Below are 19,405 nucleotides of genomic sequence, written 5' to 3'. Positions count from 1 at the left end.
CAAATTTAAAACGGTTATTATCGATGCCGGACACGGAGGCAAAGATCCGGGATCGCACGGGACTTATTCAAAGGAAAAAACGTTTCTTTAAGTATCGCCAAAAAGTTAAGGGATGCTATAAATGATGAAATGAGCGGCATTAAAGTAGTAATGACCCGCAGTACCGATGTTTTTATTGAGTTGCACAAACGTACCGATATCGCTAACGACAATCACGGCAACCTGTTCATTTCCATTCATTGTAATTCATCGCCCCAGCGAAAAGGATCATCGAGGGGAACATTGTTGCTTGTATACGGCTTTCACCGCAGCCAGGAGCAGCGTGAAGCCTTGCGTGAAAATGCTTCGATATTTATAGAAAAGGATTACAAAGAAAAATACAATGGCTATGGTGATGATGCTGCGGTAAATACTATTGTACTTAACGCGTTTCAGCAAAAATACCGCAAGCAAAGTATACAGTTTGGTGATTTGGTTGACAATCAGTTCCGTAAAACCAATGGAAGGCATAGTTTGGGCGTAAAGGAACAGGGTGTTTTGGTATTGGCACAAAGCGGTATGCCTGCCGTACTGGTTGAAACCGGGTTTATCAATAATCCATCTGATGAAGCATATCTGAACTCGACCAGCGGCCAAAACGAAATTGTACGATCAATCCTAACAGCGCTAAAGCAATACCGTAATAATTTGGAGGGGAATTAACAGTAACCCACCTTACATCATCACCCTAATTAAACATTTATGCTTCGTTCTGATATTTATTTTATTGAATATTAGCACAACTATAAAAAATCCGTTATAACGAGTTTTTATAACTTATATTATCTATTTCAGCTCAAATTAAATTTATTTTATAAATATTATTAAAAGCCTTTCTCGGGCAAAATATCTTTTGTGTTTTTCCGTTTCAATAGCTCAACACACCAAAACGTTAACACAAATGAAAAAAATCCTAATCTTAATCCCCGTATTTTTATTGGCTTTTCAAATATCAAAAGCCCAAACCGAAAAAGGTTCACAAACATTAGGTATCGATCTGCAATTTATGTATCAGAAATCGACGCAAAACGCTTTTCAGTCGGTCCCCAACCCTTACGAATCTGAAGTTAAAAATACAAATTTCAGCATCGGTCCTAACTATAGTTATTTTATAGCAGATAAACTTGATATTGGAGTAAGTCTTAATTACGCCCACACCTCACAAAACGGTAAAAACAGTAATTATCCCAACAACGTAACTTCACATCAATATGGGGCTGCACTATTTCTGAGAAAATATTTTATGTTCGGCGATAAATTAGGGCTTCGCGCAGGACCGTATATCGGATACAGTCGCTACGATTTCAGATCAGCTGATACAAGTACTCCAACTAAAACTGACAGTTATGTAGCAGGAGCAACAATGGGTCTTGTTTATTACCCTACAAAAAAACTTGGCGTAGCCGCCACATTGGCCAATTTCTCTTACAATCACAGCAAGATCAAAGACGATTATAACAGCCAGATTGGAAGTACCAATAACGTTAATTTCAATATAATTAACAATGGCGTATTGCTCTCTGTATTTTATATATTTGGCGGTAAATAAACGCTAAATCACGGCAGGATGAAAAGATATAAACTTATCGTCCTGCCCTTATTTTATTTTACCCTGTGAATGATAAAGCCGTTACGAACAGTTTCCATACCTACTTTAGGATAATACTCCATAGCTGTTGCGGCCGAAAGCAATAAAAGCATAGTTTCATCGCCAATAGCTTCTTTAGTTAGTTCAATCAGCTTTTTGCCTATTCCTTCTTTTTGATAAGCTTTAGTAACCGCCAGGTCTGAAAGATAGCAGCTGTAACAAAAATCGGTTAGCGCGCGAGATATGCCTACCAGTTTATCACCATCCCAAGCGCTTACCACAAGGTTTGAGTTTTGGTACATCCTGGCAATCCGCTGCTCGTCATGGGTTGGGCGTTTCAGCCCGGCTGTATCATAAAGTTCTATCACTTGCCGGGCGGATGGTATTGTACCGGTTTTATAAGTTATTTCCATATTGTTATTGAGTTGTTTACAAGCTATTAATCAAATGTAAACAGCATCTGCGTTATCCCAATAAGCCAGGATTAAGAAAGCAGGTAGTCCAGCAAATATGAAAACGGGAAGCGGGCGGTAAGTTTTACAGCGTATCATTCAGACCGCTTTACCTAAGTGTTAGTTAATTACCATTTTTTAAAAATAACAAATACCGCCAGCACAATTAGTCCGAAACCTACTAAATGGTTCCAGCCCAGTTTTTCATTTTTGAAAAGCAGGGTTGTGAAAATCATAAATACCGTGAGCGTAATCGCTTCCTGAATGGTTTTTAATTCAACCAGGGTAAAGGGGCCGCCGTTTTCCTTAAAGCCTCCTTCGTTAGCAGGTACCTGGAACAGGTATTCAAAAAATGCCAAGCCCCAGCTTATAAGTATAATGGCTATTAAGCTTAGGTTTTTGCCCCATTCGTACTCTTTAAACTTAAGGTGTCCATACCAGGCAAATGTCATAAAGGTGTTGGATATAAACAGAAATGTAACAGTGCGCAAGCCTTTCATCAATACAATTTTTTGTGTAAATATCAATAAATTGAGATTGATAACACCGGCGGCTGTAAATTGTTATGCTATTATTTATAACAATTTAAAATTTAAAAACCAGCTCGGCCCCAAGCGAAAGAGAATTCCAGTTTTGTTTTGCCGAAACATCGCCCAAAGTTAGTTTCTGGGAAAAAAATTATATTTTGATTCGATGCTGACCCCTAACTTAGGAGTTATCGGAAATATCACCCCTACTTTAGGAGCATAATATAATGATTGCGACCATTTATCATAAACAAATGGATCTACGCCGTCAATTTCATAACCTACAGCAAAATCAGTAAAATATACCCCTAAGTTCACACCGCCATATACCCGGAAGTTATCGGCTATATCAATATTATAAGCAGCACCACCATACGCGGCAATTACGGGCATATCCGCATAATACGTATTAGCAGTTGAGCCGGTGCCTTCAACTTCCTCTGAAATTAAATATTCATCGGGCTTAAAGTTCATGTACCCTACGCTCAGATTTGCGGTAAAAGGGCCTAAGAACCTGTAAACGCTGGCATTAAAACTATTGGCAGGCTTAAAGGTATAATTAAAATTGCCCTGCGGAATATCAACACCTGTACCTGCGGCTATGCCCCAGCCATCGCTAAAATTAACGGCGCCACTGCCTCCGCCACCATACGTTAACGCCCGGCTTGAATGATGCTGGGCCATAGCAGTATTAAAACAACAAAACAGTATAAATATTAAAAATATCTTAAAACAGATAGCTGATTTTTTCATGAGGAGTAAGTGCGCCTTACGGGGAGAAGTTAGATAATGGTGTTTAGGGTTCATTTACCCGTAAAAATAAAAAAATAAAGTTAACCCCGAACACTAAATTAATTTCATAACATGTAAAGCCACAAAAAAGCCCGGCCTAAATAAACCGGGCAACAGGGCTTTAAGGGTACTAAACAATATATTGGGTTTATAATGATTAATGTTAAAAACTACTGTAACTGGCCGAGGCCAGTAATTTATTATTGCAACTGTGAACCTGGCCTGTCGCCAAGTTTCCGGATATAGGCTATGCCCAATGTACAAGCAATTATAAAAAGAAATAAAAAGCATTCAATGTATATATGAAACGGCGAAATATCTTGAAAACGGCCAACTATAAAAGTAGAAATATCAGGCAGTAATAAGCCGAACAATGGAAAGCCGGCAAACATTCTTAAAATTGCTAATTTTTCCATAATATTTTAAGGTATCAGTTAATACGTCTAATTTAACACTTTAGAGAGTAATTAAAATAATATTTATTAAAAAGCAATAAATATTTTCGATATGGTTAATGTGAGTTTTTATAGATTTAAACAGCATCAGAGTTTATAATATTCCTCAATTGAGCGGCCTATTTCCTGCAGAGGGATTAGATGATCTCCAAAACGATGCTCGATAATTTCCCAGTAACCTTTTGTTAACCTGGTTATGGTGTAAAAAGCCGAGTAGTTTAATACACTGAAAGTGGTTTCATTAACAACCGAAGGTATGATTTTATAAGTCCGCTTATTAACTCTTAGTTTAAAAGGCTCCATGGGCAATCCGTTTACCCAAAAATATTGTGTAGTATACAGATATACAAGCGTGACGCACCCCGTATTTTAACCCATTTTACACTACGTATTTTCACCCTGAAAAAAGGGTTAAAAAGGCATTGCTTTTACCAATTCAAGTACATTTTGTTTTATCGCGGGATCGTTTTCAATAATCTGCACAAGCTCATTATCATCTGAAAAAGAAACTATTACAAAGTTTCTATCCTGGTTCCAGAAACTACCGCTTATAACAACTTTGCCATTGCTTTTAAGATCATCGTAATAACCATTTCTATCAACTAAACATTGTTCGTTATCCGCAAGGCTGTCAATCTCTTGAAAAAAAGCATCACGTGATGCGGATCTTTATAGGCTGATGCATGTACCATAAGTTGATTATTTAATTTAATACTTAATTATTACACTCATTAAGCTAAACAGGTAACTTCCGTTAATATATTACCCGGAGCATTAAAATAAAACCCATAACCGCCACGCAAAGGCGCAGGGGCTTGCGTTACAGCTACTCCCCCTTTTACCAGCCGGTCATAAACTTCGGCAACCTGTTCATGACTGTCAACCAAAAAACCGATATGAAAAGCATCGGGGTAACTGTTATTGCCATTCCGGTTAAAGGTATCAGCCATAAGCACCAGGATAAAACCATCCTTGCCTTCCATTACGGCCAGCATATTATTACCTTTTACGCCAGTACATTTAAAATTAAAATATTGCTCAAAAAATTCAGAGCAGGCGGCAACATCGGTCACCGGCAAATTAACATGATTAAGTTTAATAGTGGTTGCTGACATACTGATCAAGGCTTTAATGCTTTTAATACCAGACCCAATGCTTGCTCCATCAGTTTATCATCCAATTTAAAACTGCTGTTCACATAGCTGTTGCCCTGGTTATGAAATTTGATAAGCTGATAAAGAGGCGCATATGCTACCGCCCAATAAACCTCAAAAGGCAGTGGTATCAGTTGCTGCTTTTTTCGGCATTACGCATAAATGCTCCCAGTACCTGCCCAAAATTAACGGTAAGCATGGCGGTTACCTTTTCATAAAAATGGGTATAGCGCATAATTTCAATAAACTCCATATCTAACGGACATTGCATGAAATACTCAAGACGGTTGCGCCATTGTACCCTCAGCCCATCTGCAAAATCCATATCAGGCGAAAAATTTTGAAGACTAAAAGTCATCATCTTTTCAGCTACGCCAACGCAAATACTGCTTATTAATTCTTCTTTATCTTTATAATAAATATAGATAGTAGCGGGTGATACCCCTGCCGACCGCGCAAGCTTGTTCACTCCAAAACCGTCAAGGCCTTCAGCCACTATCAATTCTATCGCCTTCTGGCGTATTTTGTATTCTTTATGTCTCGTCGCGTGGCCTCATTTCAACGCAAAAATAAGTGAGCATTCGCTTATTTAAAAATTTATTTTTATTCATTTTGGATATGGGCTAAAAACCTATATCACCCTAAAAAAATCTATAAAAAAACACGGAAGTTAAAACAATAACCGCAATGTAATGTTCTATCAACACTTAATTAACTAAAAATTGCAGAGGCTTTTTGTAAACGATGCCTTCGAAATTGTTAGCCGGCTGATTTTGAGGGTTTCAATGGAATGAATGCAATTTTATTTAAATTACAAAGAAATAATACGTACCTTAGCATTGTCATACTAAATGTTAATAATTATGGAAAAATTAATAATATTAAGAATGTTCTTTTGCTTCCCCCTTGTTGGTCTATTGGTTCCGGATGCAGGTATTTTGTTGTCAAACTTCCCTGGCAAGGTTCCGGTAATTCACGTTGTAATTGAGGTAGCATTATTGGTGTGCATTGCGCTTTGTACAGCCGCGATAGCATATGGAAAAAAACGGAATCAGGACAGGACAAACGAAGCTTCTTTTTCCTGATCATTGATAAAAAAATAAAGGAATATTCCTGCCCGGTTGTAATTAAACTCTTTAAAATTGGGGCTTTTACGCCCCAATTTTATCCCCAATGCCCATTACCCCCCACTCTTTTCTTATCAGTTATAAGATATTTCATTATGGTATAAGTTTTGCCATAGTCAATAACAGTTTTTTATTGATATTTGATAAACCGCTGCCGTGTTCATGAAAAAAATTCTATTTCTGCTTTTTTTGCCGCTATGTTCACTTGCCCAAACAGCAAGTAAATATATCCAGGAGGGAAACTCAAAAGCCAATGTAAGGAATTACAAAGATGCCATACAAGATTTTACACGTGCTATAGAATTAAACGACAAAAACGCAGACGTTTTTTATTACAGGGCCAATGCATATGGCAACCTCAAAGACTATAAAGCAGCTATTAATGATTATGCTCAGGCCATTGTCCTAAAAGCCGATTTAACCAACGCCTACCTTTATAAAGCCAATGCAGAGGCTGCCATACAAGATTATCAGGCCGCCATTATTGATTTTGACCGCGCGATAGCGTTAGGACCTAAAACTGCAGACATGTTTCACTACAGGGGCAATGCCAAAAGTAATATGAGCGATTATACCGGCGCTATTGCCGATTTTACCACAGCACTTCAATTTACACCAAATAACGCCGATCTTTACAAGTACCGGGGCCTGGCCAAAAACAATAACAACGATTTTACCGGAGCCATTGCTGATTATAATATGGCTGTTAAACTAAGCCCTAACAGCGCCGAAATCTATCAATACATGGCAGGCAGCAAGGCCAGCATAAACGATTATAATGGCGCTATTGCTGATTATACCAAAACACTATCGCTTAATCCCGATAACGCTGAAGCTTATTTTTACCGGGCAAATACCAGGGCAAAACTAAATGATTTTAAAGGTGCGGTTGATGATTATAAAAAAGCGGCTGCTATCAACCCCAACCTTAAAAACCTTTTGCTTTACATGGCCAATGCCCAAAGCAGCCTGGGCGATTCAAATGGCGCTCTTGATTATTTCAACAAGGCAATTGCTCAATTCCCCCGGAATGCAAATCTGTACCTATATCGTGGAATTATTAAGAGCGACAAAAAAGATAATAATGCCGCGTTGGAAGATTTTAACAAAGCTATTGCCCTTGAACCCAAAAACGGCGATGCATACCAAAGCCGTTCATTTTCAAAGCTGGCATTAGGCAATTACGAAGGCGCCAGGGCTGATGCCGATTCGGCAATTAAAATAAACCCTAACAGCATAAGTGCTTACGTAACCTTAAGCAAAGCTAAAATGGCCATGAAGGATACCGCGGGAGTGATTACCGATTTAACAAAAGCAATCAACCTGAACAGTAAAAGCGATGAAGCTTACCTGTCGCGCGGCGATGCTTATCGCGATTTAGGAGTTCCCTTAGCTGCTATTAACGACTATACCAAGGCGATTGCTATAAACCCGGTTTATACTTATGCCTTTTTAAACCGGGCCATTGAAAAAACCAAACTGGGCGATTATGCCGCAGCTGTAACTGACCTCGAAAAACTGATCAGTATTGCCCCGCAACAACAAAATGGTTATTCACGATTGGGTAAAATCAATAATTTTTTTAAATACACTAACAATGGCGTACAAATATTTAACAAGGCTATAGCACTTAACCCTGCAAATGCTGATTTTTACCTTTATCGGGGTGAAGCAAAAGCCGCCACCGGCGATGCCAAAGGGGCCATGGCCGATTATAATACCGGTGTACTAAAAGCCCCTAAAAATATAACGCTATTATTGAAGCGGGGCCTGGCCAAAGCAGACGCTGAAGACAACAACGGAGCTATAGCCGATTTGAGCAACGCACTAAAAATTGACTCACTATCAGATTCAACCGCTTTAGTATGGCAAGCGCGGGGCTTTGTAAAAGCCAAACTTAAAAACTATAAAGGCGCCCTGGCTGATCTCGACCGTGCTGTGTCAATTTACTCAAACGACGAAACCTTTTTAATCAGGGGCGATACTAAAATGGCTATGAAGGATTATGCCGGCGCTGCCGATGATTATCATAATGCCATTTATATGAACGATACCAATGTAAAAGCTTACTCGCATAGCGGTATTGCTAAAAGTAGTCTCGGGGACGCCCAGGGAGTGAAAGAAGATTTTGCAGCCGTGTTTAAACTTGCCCCTAACAATCCTGATCTATATATTGACAGGGCTGCCGCCAAAATAAATTTAAAAGATCTGAACGGAGCAATTTTAGACTGTAATACCGCTATAAGCCTTGACGCGAAAAATGGCCGTGCTTATCTACAAAGGGGGCTTGCAAAAATAGCACTTGATGATAAAACCGGCGGCTGCGCCGATATGAATAAAGCTTTAAGTATGGGCGCAAAAGAAGCATCTGATTTCATTATAAAATATTGCAAATAACAATAACTTTTTATTTACAATACTCGTATAATAAGTAACTATTAACTGATCTATAAATAACAACCAAGCCCCGAAAGGGGCTTTTACATTTACGCGGACTTGGAGTGGCTATACCGCCTTCTTATCTTCTATATGTAATTGCGCGCGTAGCTCTTTCAATTCCATTTCGTAGGCGCGCATACGGGCCTGTAAAATATCAACCTCGGTACGCATCATTTGTATTTCGGTAATAAGCTTGGCCGATTCGGGTTTGTTGATTATTTTTTCGCCTGTACCAAGAATAAGCCATTCGGGCGAGTATTTAAGCTGGAAACAGAGTTTGCGGATAAGATAATAGCTAATATCCTGCTTTTTGTTGATCACCTTGCTAATGAAACCCTGATCAACACCAATGGCCCCGGCAAGCCCCAGCTGGCCGCCGTGCTCTTTAACAACTACCTTTAACCGTTTTATAATCGCTCTGTCAGACATAAGTGACTGCAATAATAATCATTTTGTTTATCCATGCAATATATAATTGCTTTATTGAACAAGCACCCAAAACAAAAAAGGTCAAATGCCCCAACAGCAGATGACCTTAAAGTAAAACTAACCAACAAAAACTATATATGACAATAAAATAAACTCAGGTTAAACCATAAATTATTTATTTCCTAAATTTTCAAGCAGCTCGCCAAGCTTATCATTATAAACCGGCAAACTGATCTTTCCTGCATGGTACTCATCTGCTATCTGTTGCAGGTTTGCATCTATTTTTTGCTTCGCATCGTTACGAATATTCGTATGACAGGTATCAGCACTGAGCCCGGCATTAATTTTACTTATTTTTTGATCCATGCATCGTTTCATCAGTAACGGCTGCACATCATTCGCGTTTTTCAGCAATAAGTTAACCCTGCTGCGTTGTTGCTTATCAAACTGTAAAATAACAAATACCAGTCCGAGCCCCGCTATCATAAACAAATAAAAATAATCCATATAAAGCTCTGATATTAAACATTCATTATACATTTTAATACGAAGCCAATAAAATAAGGTTGCATAATATTTAAAACTTTTTTCGAATATTTTTCTAACACAAAAATCCCCGCGCACAAATTTTAAAATATGTATAAAAAGCCGACCTTTACATTCACAATCTCTTAACAAAAGAAATACATAAAATTGCGATCATTATGAAACCGGGCGATAAGGTAATTTGTATAAATGACAAAATAGATCCTGAAAAGATGGCTGAAATACGGCAGGACTTTGAGATTTGGATCACCAAAGATAAGGAATACACCATACGCGAAATACTTGATAACAATGGTATTGTAACCGGCCTGTTGTTGGAAGAAGTACACAATTTCCCCAAATTTTTTAAACTGATAAACCGCTTCCAGGAACCTGCTTTTGCCCAGTGGCGTTTCCGCAAACTAAACTACGCAAGTCCGGAAGCCGAAGCTGTTAGCGAAGATTTGGAGCTGGTTGAGCATATTGAAAAAGAACAACAGCTGGTAAAAGTAAAATAGCGTCGGGACCTGCATCCCGGCCCTCCTTCAGGCAACAATGATCGCTTTGTTAAAATAAGTTAAACATTTGCTGCAACCTATTCATAAACGGATATTTATATAGCGAACCTGCTGCATATAATTATCTGTCTGTATGAAAAAGTTACCCGCATTGTTTTCACTGGCAACCTCAATTGGATTGTGGTATGCCTGTACCCAGCACCCGCAAAACAAAAACGCTATTGATAAGTCTGCCGTAAAAATCAGCAACCATGGCGTTAACATTGCCTATACAGATACAGGCAAAGGTGATACCACATTGCTTTTTGTACATGGACGACGCATTAACAAAAGTTACTTTAACAATCAGGTAAAATACCTTGGTAATAAATACCGGGTTATTACGATTGATTTGCCTGGTTATGGCCAATCAGGTAAAAGCCACAACTAATAGACGGTGAATGATCTCAAGCCTGTAAAACGGTATTTAAAGCAATTTTAACAACACGGTCAATTATGAATTAAATGCCAAACAGCATATTTTATAGCTAATTTAATACGCATAATCACTTGCAGCACCCTCTTCTACAAGTTGTGTAAGCAAAGCTTTCAATACAGCTTCGCGGGTCCATTGCTGTTCGGGTGACGAGGCGTCCTCTTTATACCATTGCAAGGGGGTGTTAATTTCGATGCGGGCCTTGTAGGCAAAGTTTTTGGTTGGGTGTAATTTGGTACCCTCGTAACTATTCAGATTTTCGGCTTTAATGATCCGGGCAAGGTCACGGATCCGGATATCTACCTGAAGGCATTCATCAATTGAGTTTTTAAAATCCTGTTTATCCTCCAGCCACAAAGTAAGCACTTCATCGGTAATATCGTGTTCGGCAATAGTTATCCGGCTGTAATCATAGTCAACCGATATAATAAGCCACCAAAGCTGGCTTTTAAGTTTTTGAGAAATTTTTATCATGATAATTAGTGTATTGATTTCGTATTATTTTAATTGAGAATTTAAGGCCGTAATACCTGCAACCAGGTTATGACCGTTTAAAAGCGGGCATCCATCCCGGCATATACTTTTGGATAGCAGCAATTTCATCTCTATATTTTTCACATGCAGTTTTGTAACCCTCAAAGCGCTGCAAAGCCTCATGTTCATTCAAAGTATCTCGATTATGTTGATTGCTATTACTTCCTGTCAATTGCCGCAGGGCCGAAAATACTATATGCATGGTGGTATGATATTGATTATTTATTGATATTATTTCTTGATTTTAAATTACAGAATATCGTACTTAACAAAAGAATACTCTTTATAAAACGAAACGAACATTTTGATTTGTAAATAATTTGACTTACATTAGCATTTATCAACGAAACAAATATACAGAATAATCTTTATTATAATCAAGAAAAATATTTAAATTATTTTCATCATGGAAGACGACATAAAACCAAACAAAATAAAGATTGTACGGCCCGACACATTGGAGTTTATCATACTTTACAATCAGCTTAAGGGAAAAGCTTTTAATGGAAATGCTCAATTAGCTGAAGCGTTAGGCTTTAACTCGCCAAGCTCAATCACTGAAATAATAAAGAGCCGACAGAACATAGATCCAGAAAAACTCCGTATTTTTAAAGAAAAATACAAAGAATACATAATCGGAGACAAAAAACAGAATTTCTCTGAATCAAAGCCTGTATCCAAACACAGTGAGGGCATACCTATGTATGAAATTTCTGCAACCGCTTCAGGCGTAGAAGTATATAACGACATTAATGATTCACAGCCGGTTGGTCATATGAATTTCCCGGGCATTGAGGATTGCGATTTCGCACTTCCGGTTTGGGGGCACAGTATGTACCCATATCTTGAAAACGGCTGCTGGGTTGCACTAAAAATAATTCATGACAAAAAGATCCTGCCCGGCGAGGTTTATTACATCGAGTGGGGAGATTACCGAATGTATAAACGCCTGCTTGCAGGGGATAGCCCTGATGAAGTAATTGCACATTCAGATAATACAACCGAAATGGTTGGCAACCGGCTCAAATATGCCCCATTTATTATAAAAGTAGTCGACATCAAAAAACTTTGCCTTGTTAAAGACATCCACAAAAAGCATAACCATTAACCAGCGTGGCGGTAGAATTTATTAAAAGAACAACAAATTCCACCGCCATTGTTGCCTGCCCGGTGAGCGGTTATCATACCTATAAATTAACATCCAAACAGTATTATAAAACGGCCCACAGCGAAATAAGCCGATTATTTATTACAAAAATCAAGCTATCATAGCTTAAAACTTCGTTATTTTTAATTACAATTTGCTTGACAGATAAAATGACAATCCGGCTGGCTACCCTCAATGATATACCCCAGATATTAGCTTTTGTAGCTGAAGTAATACCTGGCATGAAAGCAGCAGGTAATTTTCAATGGAATGACGACTATCCCAATAAACAAGTATTTACAGAGGACATTAACCTTAACCAACTTTGGGTCGCCGAAGTTACAGGAGCAATTGCGGGTGTGGCTGCCCTAACTACCGATCAGGATGCAGAATATGCGCAGGCCGGGCTTGATATCGGTGAAGCTGCTATAGTTACGCATCGGCTTGCTGTAAACATTAACTACCAGGGCCGGGGCGTCGCCACAGCACTTCTCAAGCAGGCCGAACATGAAGCTATACAGCGAGGAATAAATACATTACGAATTGACACCAATATTGCGAACATGGCAACGCAAAAGCTATTCCCAAAGCTGGGCTATGTTTTGGCCGGCGAAATTAGCCTGGATATAAGGCCGGGTTTAAGTTTTTTGTGCTACGAAAAGCGGCTCAATAGCAAACAATAACAAATTACAACAGCTATCCGGTATGGCTAACCTGTTTCCATCTATTTAAAGCTTCACATATTTACACAAAACTTACAACCATTTCTCAATAGTTATTCACAAATGGGCATTTTATCAACAATAGCTTTTTAGTTTATTTTTTATTCAATTATATTTATAGTAATTATAAACCGCAGGCCTCTGCCGGAGTGATAAAGTTGTAATAAAAAGAGAAGAAGATGGAACCTATCATGATACTGGTAATCGCGGCTATTATTGCTGCCATAATTTTAGTTGAATTTAACAAACGGCAAAACACAAAAGCTGGCGATAGTAGTCATATAACCGCCGATGTGCAACAACTATACCTGCTTAAAGCTGCAGAACATAAAATAGAAGTAATTGAAGATTTACAAAAGAATGCTACTAATACCAACAATGCCATTGTAACAAGTATTGAACAGGAGTTAACACGCTTAACAGGAGCTTTTGAAAAAGGCGATATCAAATTGAAAGAATTTAACCTCAAGCTTGACAGCTTACTTAGTAACCTCGATGTTAACAATTCACTGGCACAAGCATCATAAACAATAAGTTACTTAATTGCGCCGGCTCGCATATATCACTTTAAAAGTGTTACATACCCCGACAGCGGTTTCTTACCATCTTTAAGATCAACCACGTGATAATAAGTCCCGGCCGGCAGCACGTGCCCATTAAATTGCGCACGTAAACAGATCAATTTCAGGGCTATTGTTTGGAAAGCAACAAATTAGTTTAAGTGATTTAAATTATAAAATCCCGCATCACCAAAAACAAAAAAGCCGGACTAAGCCGGCTAATATTTTAAAAAAAGAAGAATAATGTTTTAGTTGGTATTAATTACGTCTGAAGCCACCTTTTTGGCCACCGCCGTTAAAGCCAGGACCTTTATCTTCGGCTACGTTAACCGTGATCCTGCGGCCATAATAACTTGCTCCATTCATGCAACGTATCGCTTCTTTCGCTTCATCCTCGTTAACCATCTCCACAAAACCAAAACCCTTACTCTCTTTTGTTTCGCGATCCTTAATGATCCTGAGCGATTTAACCGGCCCAAAATCACCAAAAACAGCTGTTAATTCGGCCTCATCTACTTCTAAAGGAAGACCTGCAATAAATACTTTCATCAATGTTTTTAAAATTTGCGTAAAGGTACAAAAAAAGAGCCGGATTCCTGCCTCTCCGGGCACTAATGATGATTAGGTAATGGCTTTTTTACCTTCATATTACTGAATAAAACTTCCAAACCAAATGTTAAAAACAGAACCGGATTTTATTTGAGTTGTAGCTCGAAGCTTCCCTCAACGCGGTAAAAAGGAGAGTCAGACTTATCGTCTTTAGCTAAAAAGGTAAAGAAAGTACCTTTAGCAATCATATTTTCGTGATTATACTGATCCATATCAATCTTACCAAAATCCTGTTGTCCGGCATATTTGGTAAGGGTATATTGAAGTAATGGTTTTTTTCATCAACCTTAAATAAAAACTGGCTTCCGGCTACGTCGCTGCTGGTTTTCACCGACGCCAATCCTAACGAGCTGATGCCAAAACTCATGTTATGCGCCTTATTGATTGCTGTGATGCCAAAGTATTTGTTATCGCCATTATGCACGTTTATGAATGCAATTGAATCCTGGCTGGCATCGAAAGTGTAAGTAGAATCTTCGATGGTAACTTTTAAAGTACCTTTGCCTGCAAGAAAATTACCCGGAGTATTGATAATGTTTACTGATGATACGCTGTCCTTACTGCCAGATGTTTTAACCGCGCTGATATCTTTCACTTCCTCGTCTTTTTGACAGGAAGTTAAAGCCACCGAAATGGATAAACTTAGTAAAACAAACCATTTAGTAAAACTGGTACGTATCATAGGCTTACTGGCGAATAAACATAGCAATAAATAATTACAAATTTCATTAAATATGGTTAAACGAATTAATTTTTTAACTTTTTTAACCTTTATATGAATATACGTCAATAGTCATGCTAAAGTTGCCGGTTTATGCGCGGTAATGCCCTTTTAATAAAAATGCAAAAAACGGGCAAGCTACGGCCTATTTTCAGGAATTTTCACCATCCAAAATGTAAAAATTAAAATACAAATTACAGACAATATACTGTTAATCAAACCAATATCGACCAATTAAAACACTTCGCCCACATTAATAAACAAGCCTTTTGACCCTTCGCGCCCGAAACCATAATCAATGGCTATGTTTGTTTTGGATACCTTATTCAGTTTAACCCTTAAACCGGCTCCAAAACCAGGCTGCACAGTTTGCAAAGCCGTACCCGGTGCCGCCGAAAACGACTCGCCGTTTACAAAAGCTACCCCTCCAAGTAAACCATTACGGGTTATTTTAAACCGGTATTCGCTTTCAAGGTAAACCATTTGCGCCCCTCTAAACCTACCCTGTATGTATCCGCGCCCGGTAGTAAAGCTCGGGTCATGCCCTGTAGCGGGCAGGTCGAGATATGCCGGCCGACCATTAATTACCAGCCAATTGTATGACCAAAAGGCCAGCACGTTATCCGAGCTTTCCGGAAACCTGAAGTATTTGCGCACATCAACAATTAAAGAGCGCCAAGCAGTTGTACTGCCTAAAAAAGTATAATTATCCCGGTACTGTAATGAGGTGTAGAATCCGCGCGATGCATTAATCGGGTTGTCGCGACTGTCATAGAGCCCGCTAAACGTTATCCCGGTTGATATAGCGCGGCTAACGGGGCCGTACCTTTCATAGTCGGACGTTTTTCCGTTTAACTGACCTTTCTCGTACATATCCCACCTGTCATCAAAAATATACCCCAAACCGGCGTAAAAATTTCCGGATACATTGCGCAAAACAGTTTCATGGAAACGAAAAAAACTGTAAACCAGGGGATTTTCATTATCCCTGTCAGAATTACTGCCTAAGCCAAAACTGCTTTGCGGATATTTGTAAAACCTGAAATCGCCTATAAAATCATATTTGTTATTTTTCGACCATATGTTTGATTGGATGGGGACGATCACCTGCTTATTTTGAGTGTAAGCAGGGTTTACCGTTATAGTGGAGATCCGGGTATCGGGTGCTAACCTGAAAATCACATTGCCCGATATAGTACCCGCCAGCCCTGTTTGTAAAGTGTAACCTATAGCCGGAATAATTGATATTACCGGTTTTGAAGTTACAGAATCAACTTTGCCGGGCTTCTTGCTTTCACCAAAAATGGATCCTATAACGTCAAATACATCTTTTTCAAAAGTAGTGTCGGGATGGGTAACCAGTATTGTATCTTTATATTTAGTGTGCCCTATCGGGATGTATCTTTTATCCTGGGCGTGTACTCTGATACTTATGAGCAGGCCTGCAAAAATTAAAATGCTTGTTTTATTAATACCCATTATAATTATTCGATGCAGGAAAAGTAAAGGTTTATCCGTGCAATTATAAAATAATTATTTAAGTTATTTGTTTGTACAAGATTTTATTGAGCTTTAAGCCGCGGATCAAAAGTGAACTTATTTACACTGCTGATAGTTATTTTGTTATAATCGGGATGGGCCGGATTAAGCAGGTAATTATACTCCAGGTCAATAATTGCCGATGGCACTTTTAATACGGCCGTTTCCATTTTACGAAGCCAGGTATCACCAAGCAATTGAGTAACCGGGTAGTTAATTACCTTGTGCCAGTTGGCATTAAGTTTTTGGAGTTTGTTTACAGTGATTTCAAAAACAGGCAGGTTATCCGGTATCTGAAATATAATAACTGAAAAATCACCGGCATATAAAGCAGTACCAGGCGAGTGCGCCAGTTTTTCAAGACATGAAAGAGCCAGTGAACCGCCTGTATAGATCATATATTGTCCCAATGAATTCCATCGGCCGTCAATTCCTGAGCCTTTGCGGTCATGGGCATACTTGGTTTGACTTATCCGGTAAACGTTCAAAAGATAGAAGGAAAGATTAATAACCTATTTAGTGATCATAAATTTGCGTTAAAAATGCAATCAATAATTCACTAAATCATTAATTCAATAATTATTTTTAGGCAAGCACACCGTAATCAATACGGATAAGCTGACTTATTACAATACCAATGCCTGTTATGGTATCGAGCAAATCAAATGGGATAGCATCAATACCCGGATTATAATGTTTTAGCCAGCCTTTAAACTCATCAAGGGAGCCAAAGGTATCCAGGCCTTTGTCAAAAAGCTCAAACAGTTGAATGATGTGCTCACTCAGCCCCTGGTTTAGCTCATGTGTGCTTTGCAAATGCTTACGCAAAGTAGGCTCGGTTATATGCAACCATTTGGCAATATCACTTTGAGTAGCACCGGTTACCTTTAATAAATCAGTGATGGAATTTGAACGCAACCCTTGTTTTATAGCCCCAAGCTTAGCCAAAGGCGATTTAAAATAGGTTTCATAAGGCATCAGCAGATCATTAAAAACCTGCATAGGCGCATCGGTAAATACATAAGGGCGGGATGCAGCCTGCCCTTGCCGGCCTTCAATAGCTGTATTACGTTTAATTGCTTTGCTCATACACAAATGTAAATTTTTTCTATTAAAAAAGAAAATATTTACATTTTATTCATTCCACCGCTATGCCCATCCGCCTACATCTGCTTAAATAAAAAATTACCAATAAAATTAGTAATTGTGAAAAATATTCCCGACATTTGATTATTCCCTTATGCCAATCGGCATTCAAAACATAATGAAGCCTGATATATCTTCCTTTAATAACGCCGCCCAGGTTGAGCGGCTTATTGACAAATATTTCGCCTATATAAAGGGGAAATATCATATTGAACAAAAACCGGTAAAAAACAGTAAAGACAATGCAGAAACTATTGAACAAAAGGTTTGGGACCGTGAACCCGAACCTGCAACATTATCAGGACTGGCCCTTGCCCTTGGCTTTAGCAGCCGGCAGGAGTTTTATACATATGTACAGCACGGCCCGTTTTCACAGGCAGTTAAACAGGGCGTTTTACGCGTAGAAGCCTGCTATGAAGCCCATCTGCACCAAAATGTAACCGGGGCAATGTTCGCGCTAAAAAATATGGGGTGGAACGAAAAACATGATCCATTACCAAATACAGAAGCAGGGAACATTTTAACAGTAAAGGTTTTTAGCTCCGGTCCTCCTCCTGCCGGTAGCGAAAAAGAGGTAAAACTATAACCCCGGTACCCGTTTGCAACCTCAGCTATCAGATTAAAATCAGTAACAATGACCGATGAAGAAGTAATCACCGACATTACATTTAAAGAGCCGGAAGGTTTTCACTGCTCTGTCCTGTTCAAACAAAATTATCTTTCAACCGCGCATGTGGTAATTAACCAGGGAGGTACCAGCAGCGGTAAAACATTTGCCATTGAGCAGGCGCTGTTTTGCCTTGCCTGCGAAAACCCCAAACAGGTGATCACCATAGTTGGACAGGATATCCCTAACCTTAAAGCAGGCGCCCTGCGCGATGCTCTAAATATATACAGCTCTTCGCCGGTATTACAGGCAAAAATTAAAAGCTATAATAAAAGCGACCGTATTTTCGAGTTTCTCAACGGTAGCATAATTGAGTTTAAAAGCTACGACAACGGACAGGACGCAAAATCCGGAAAGCGCGACTACCTGTTTATCAACGAAGCCAATGGCCTTACATGGGATGTATATACAGAATTGGCCCTGCGTACCAAAAAGCGCATTTTTATTGACTATAACCCCAATACCGGCTTTTGGGTACATGAGCACTTAATTGGTAAACCGGGGGTACAACTTATAGTGTCCGACCATCGGCATAACCCGTTTTTAGGTCAGGAAGTACGTGACAAAATAGAAGCGTTAAAAACTGTTGATATTGAACTATGGAAAGTATACGCCCGTGGTTTAACCGGCAAAATAAACGGGCTTATATTTGACAACTGGTATATCTGCGAATCTATCCCGGCCGATGCCCGTTTGATAGCCCTGGGCTTAGATTTTGGTTTTACCAATGATGAAACCGGATGCATTGAAGTATACCAGCAAAACGGCGAATTGTGGGTAAACGAGTTACTCTACAAAACAGGCCTCACCAACACAGATATTTCCTCAAAATTAAAAGAGGCCGGTGTAGGTTTTAACTGCGAAATTATTGCAGATAGTGCAGAACCCAAATCAATAGAAGAATTAAAACGCCTGGGGTGGCGCGTTACAGCTGCAAAAAAAGGTGCCGATAGTGTTAAAAACTCTATTGATATCCTTAAACGCTACAAAATAAATATAACCCGCAATAGTACAAACCTGCGCAACGAGCTTAACCGTTATAAATGGCGCGTAGATGTAACAGGCAAAACCATCAATGAACCGGTTGACTCATGGAACCATTTGATAGACCCCTTAAGGTATATCGCCCTTAATAAATTAAAAATAAACGGCACCGGAAAACTTCAATCGCGCCTGCCGCACAGGCAAAGCATTCAACAGGTAGGGGTATTACACGGGCTGATCTAAACATCCATAATAA

28 protein-coding genes are annotated in these 19,405 nt (G+C 39.0%); 11 read left to right on the top strand and 17 right to left on the bottom strand.

The genetic code is table 11. The annotated features are described in order from the left end of the window. Positions 1–51: 51 nt before the first annotated feature. Complete coding sequence (locus tag ACQ86K_RS07825; RefSeq protein WP_431200815.1) at positions 52–702, top strand: N-acetylmuramoyl-L-alanine amidase family protein; 651 nt, start codon at positions 52–54, stop codon at positions 700–702. A gap of 238 nt (positions 703–940) precedes the next feature. Then, positions 941–1,588: an outer membrane beta-barrel protein gene (locus tag ACQ86K_RS07820; protein WP_091163256.1), complete on the top strand. Its 648-nt coding sequence runs from the start codon at positions 941–943 to the stop codon at positions 1,586–1,588. 53 nt (positions 1,589–1,641) lie between these two features. Here ACQ86K_RS07820 and ACQ86K_RS07815 read toward each other — a convergent pair whose 3' ends face one another. The 8 genes from ACQ86K_RS07815 to ACQ86K_RS07780 all read right to left on the bottom strand — a co-directional run bounded on the left by ACQ86K_RS07815 (position 1,642) and on the right by ACQ86K_RS07780 (position 5,503). After that, on the bottom strand, positions 1,642–2,040 hold the full coding sequence (locus tag ACQ86K_RS07815; RefSeq protein WP_091163255.1) for a GNAT family N-acetyltransferase: 399 nt from the start codon (positions 2,038–2,040) through the stop codon (positions 1,642–1,644). Between the two features lie 167 nt (positions 2,041–2,207). Beyond that, positions 2,208–2,579: a DMT family protein gene (locus tag ACQ86K_RS07810; protein ID WP_091163254.1), complete on the bottom strand. Its 372-nt coding sequence runs from the start codon at positions 2,577–2,579 to the stop codon at positions 2,208–2,210. Between the two features lie 159 nt (positions 2,580–2,738). Continuing rightward, complete coding sequence (locus tag ACQ86K_RS07805) at positions 2,739–3,290, bottom strand: hypothetical protein (protein ID WP_431200127.1); 552 nt, start codon at positions 3,288–3,290, stop codon at positions 2,739–2,741. Positions 3,291–3,598: 308 nt separating this feature from the next. Further along, positions 3,599–3,814, bottom strand: coding sequence for a hypothetical protein (locus ACQ86K_RS07800; RefSeq protein WP_090523794.1), 216 nt, complete (start codon positions 3,812–3,814; stop codon positions 3,599–3,601). A gap of 126 nt (positions 3,815–3,940) precedes the next feature. Continuing rightward, positions 3,941–4,156: a hypothetical protein gene (locus tag ACQ86K_RS07795; RefSeq protein WP_091163252.1), complete on the bottom strand. Its 216-nt coding sequence runs from the start codon at positions 4,154–4,156 to the stop codon at positions 3,941–3,943. 108 nt (positions 4,157–4,264) lie between these two features. Then, positions 4,265–4,489 (bottom strand): YciI family protein, encoded by a 225-nt coding sequence (locus ACQ86K_RS07790; protein WP_431200814.1) that lies wholly within the window; start codon positions 4,487–4,489, stop codon positions 4,265–4,267. 95 nt (positions 4,490–4,584) lie between these two features. After that, a complete protein-coding gene (locus ACQ86K_RS07785) occupies positions 4,585–4,968 on the bottom strand; it encodes a VOC family protein (protein ID WP_229701616.1) in 384 nt (127 codons plus the stop codon). A 169-nt stretch (positions 4,969–5,137) separates the two neighbouring features. Further along, positions 5,138–5,503 carry a TetR/AcrR family transcriptional regulator gene (locus tag ACQ86K_RS07780; protein WP_431200126.1) on the bottom strand — a complete coding sequence of 122 codons (366 nt, stop codon included), beginning with the start codon at positions 5,501–5,503 and terminating at the stop codon, positions 5,138–5,140. Between the two features lie 367 nt (positions 5,504–5,870). Between ACQ86K_RS07780 and ACQ86K_RS07775 the strand changes: the two genes are divergently transcribed. Then, complete coding sequence (locus ACQ86K_RS07775) at positions 5,871–6,092, top strand: hypothetical protein (RefSeq protein ID WP_129568850.1); 222 nt, start codon at positions 5,871–5,873, stop codon at positions 6,090–6,092. Positions 6,093–6,296: 204 nt separating this feature from the next. Next, positions 6,297–8,531 carry a tetratricopeptide repeat protein gene (locus ACQ86K_RS07770; RefSeq protein ID WP_091163249.1) on the top strand — a complete coding sequence of 745 codons (2,235 nt, stop codon included), beginning with the start codon at positions 6,297–6,299 and terminating at the stop codon, positions 8,529–8,531. Between the two features lie 108 nt (positions 8,532–8,639). On the opposite strand, the gene ACQ86K_RS07765 is transcribed toward ACQ86K_RS07770, so the two are convergent. Next, positions 8,640–9,002, bottom strand: coding sequence for a hypothetical protein (locus ACQ86K_RS07765; RefSeq protein ID WP_431200125.1), 363 nt, complete (start codon positions 9,000–9,002; stop codon positions 8,640–8,642). A 171-nt stretch (positions 9,003–9,173) separates the two neighbouring features. Further along, the gene (locus ACQ86K_RS07760; RefSeq protein WP_143020700.1) at positions 9,174–9,509 is read right to left on the bottom strand and encodes a hypothetical protein; all 336 of its coding nucleotides are present in this window, start codon (positions 9,507–9,509) and stop codon (positions 9,174–9,176) included. A gap of 197 nt (positions 9,510–9,706) precedes the next feature. Between ACQ86K_RS07760 and ACQ86K_RS07755 the strand changes: the two genes are divergently transcribed. Both ACQ86K_RS07755 and ACQ86K_RS07750 read left to right on the top strand, forming a co-directional pair. Beyond that, positions 9,707–10,045: a hypothetical protein gene (locus ACQ86K_RS07755; protein WP_091163246.1), complete on the top strand. Its 339-nt coding sequence runs from the start codon at positions 9,707–9,709 to the stop codon at positions 10,043–10,045. A 133-nt stretch (positions 10,046–10,178) separates the two neighbouring features. Further along, on the top strand, positions 10,179–10,475 hold the full coding sequence (locus ACQ86K_RS07750) for an alpha/beta fold hydrolase (RefSeq protein ID WP_091163245.1): 297 nt from the start codon (positions 10,179–10,181) through the stop codon (positions 10,473–10,475). A gap of 102 nt (positions 10,476–10,577) precedes the next feature. On the opposite strand, the gene ACQ86K_RS07745 is transcribed toward ACQ86K_RS07750, so the two are convergent. Continuing rightward, positions 10,578–10,994 carry a hypothetical protein gene (locus tag ACQ86K_RS07745; RefSeq protein ID WP_091163244.1) on the bottom strand — a complete coding sequence of 139 codons (417 nt, stop codon included), beginning with the start codon at positions 10,992–10,994 and terminating at the stop codon, positions 10,578–10,580. A 67-nt stretch (positions 10,995–11,061) separates the two neighbouring features. Further along, positions 11,062–11,256, bottom strand: coding sequence for a hypothetical protein (locus ACQ86K_RS07740; protein ID WP_431200124.1), 195 nt, complete (start codon positions 11,254–11,256; stop codon positions 11,062–11,064). A gap of 204 nt (positions 11,257–11,460) precedes the next feature. Between ACQ86K_RS07740 and ACQ86K_RS07735 the strand changes: the two genes are divergently transcribed. From ACQ86K_RS07735 to ACQ86K_RS07725, 3 genes are all read left to right on the top strand, one after another. Beyond that, a complete protein-coding gene (locus ACQ86K_RS07735; protein ID WP_091163242.1) occupies positions 11,461–12,162 on the top strand; it encodes a S24 family peptidase in 702 nt (233 codons plus the stop codon). 209 nt (positions 12,163–12,371) lie between these two features. Beyond that, positions 12,372–12,884 (top strand): GNAT family N-acetyltransferase, encoded by a 513-nt coding sequence (locus tag ACQ86K_RS07730; RefSeq protein WP_091163241.1) that lies wholly within the window; start codon positions 12,372–12,374, stop codon positions 12,882–12,884. A gap of 218 nt (positions 12,885–13,102) precedes the next feature. Beyond that, on the top strand, positions 13,103–13,450 hold the full coding sequence (locus ACQ86K_RS07725; protein WP_091163240.1) for a hypothetical protein: 348 nt from the start codon (positions 13,103–13,105) through the stop codon (positions 13,448–13,450). Positions 13,451–13,741: 291 nt separating this feature from the next. Here ACQ86K_RS07725 and ACQ86K_RS07720 read toward each other — a convergent pair whose 3' ends face one another. The 5 genes from ACQ86K_RS07720 to ACQ86K_RS07700 form a co-directional block, all read right to left on the bottom strand. Next, positions 13,742–14,032, bottom strand: a complete 291-nt coding sequence (locus ACQ86K_RS07720) for an RNA recognition motif domain-containing protein (protein WP_090523751.1) — start codon at positions 14,030–14,032, stop codon at positions 13,742–13,744. 244 nt (positions 14,033–14,276) lie between these two features. Then, the gene (locus ACQ86K_RS07715; RefSeq protein WP_431200123.1) at positions 14,277–14,774 is read right to left on the bottom strand and encodes a hypothetical protein; all 498 of its coding nucleotides are present in this window, start codon (positions 14,772–14,774) and stop codon (positions 14,277–14,279) included. A 273-nt stretch (positions 14,775–15,047) separates the two neighbouring features. Beyond that, the gene (locus tag ACQ86K_RS07710) at positions 15,048–16,292 is read right to left on the bottom strand and encodes a hypothetical protein (RefSeq protein ID WP_091163238.1); all 1,245 of its coding nucleotides are present in this window, start codon (positions 16,290–16,292) and stop codon (positions 15,048–15,050) included. Between the two features lie 83 nt (positions 16,293–16,375). After that, the gene (locus ACQ86K_RS07705; protein WP_167516197.1) at positions 16,376–16,840 is read right to left on the bottom strand and encodes an RES family NAD+ phosphorylase; all 465 of its coding nucleotides are present in this window, start codon (positions 16,838–16,840) and stop codon (positions 16,376–16,378) included. Between the two features lie 97 nt (positions 16,841–16,937). Beyond that, positions 16,938–17,441: an antitoxin Xre/MbcA/ParS toxin-binding domain-containing protein gene (locus ACQ86K_RS07700; RefSeq protein ID WP_091163237.1), complete on the bottom strand. Its 504-nt coding sequence runs from the start codon at positions 17,439–17,441 to the stop codon at positions 16,938–16,940. A gap of 175 nt (positions 17,442–17,616) precedes the next feature. Here ACQ86K_RS07700 and ACQ86K_RS07695 point away from each other — a divergent pair, with 175 nt between their 5' ends. Next, complete coding sequence (locus ACQ86K_RS07695; protein WP_176844374.1) at positions 17,617–18,084, top strand: terminase small subunit; 468 nt, start codon at positions 17,617–17,619, stop codon at positions 18,082–18,084. A gap of 48 nt (positions 18,085–18,132) precedes the next feature. Next, positions 18,133–19,392: a PBSX family phage terminase large subunit gene (locus ACQ86K_RS07690; RefSeq protein ID WP_091163235.1), complete on the top strand. Its 1,260-nt coding sequence runs from the start codon at positions 18,133–18,135 to the stop codon at positions 19,390–19,392. Positions 19,393–19,405 lie beyond the last annotated feature (13 nt).

The sequence above is a fragment of the Mucilaginibacter sp. P19 genome, assembly GCF_050632265.1.
Lineage (GTDB): Bacteria > Bacteroidota > Bacteroidia > Sphingobacteriales > Sphingobacteriaceae > Mucilaginibacter > Mucilaginibacter gossypii.
Note: the sequence above shows the minus strand (reverse complement) of the source record. Positions and strands in the feature narration are given on the sequence as shown.